The sequence below is a fragment of the Vibrio anguillarum genome (assembly GCF_001989995.2).
Taxonomy (GTDB): Bacteria; Pseudomonadota; Gammaproteobacteria; order Enterobacterales; family Vibrionaceae; genus Vibrio; species Vibrio anguillarum.
In genome coordinates this window covers 1-469 of sequence record NZ_JAHGUP010000174.1, presented here as the reverse complement: position 1 = coordinate 469, position 469 = coordinate 1, and the positions used below count along the sequence as shown (strand labels likewise).

General features: G+C 44.8%; 1 protein-coding gene. It reads left to right on the top strand.

The genetic code is table 11. The features are described 5' to 3' along the window. Nucleotides 1–92 precede the first annotated feature (92 nt). The coding region (locus PL85_RS18175) for a helix-turn-helix domain-containing protein (RefSeq protein WP_196360483.1) at nt 93–469 on the top strand (377 nt) is incomplete at its 3' end.

Genomic DNA, 469 nt, shown 5'->3' with positions numbered 1-469 from the left:
CTTGGATTCAAGTACGAAGTGCGACACCTCTGAACATAAAAACAGTAAGGTGCGATAATCATGAAGTTTGCTCCCGCCAAGAAGTAAAAAACATGAAATACACACACCTCACTGAGAACGAAAGGTATATGATTTCTGCGCTCAGAAAGCAAGGGATCAGTACCGCAAAAATAGCTAAACAACTGGACCGTCACAAAGCCACTATCTATCGAGAAATTGAACGTAATTGTCGTTACAACAAGTTCTTCGATAGGTACTCTTATCAACCAGAGCGGGCACAGCAAATGGCGCGCAACCGGCTTAGTCGTTCACGGCGAAATAAACGCTATACCGAACTTGACTTCAGACTACCTGAAGCCTTGCTACGACTGGACTGGAGCCCTGACCAAATAGTCGGATACCTAAGAATGAGAGGCTATCCAACAATGAGCCACGAGCTCATTTATCAGCACGTTTGGAACGACAAAAC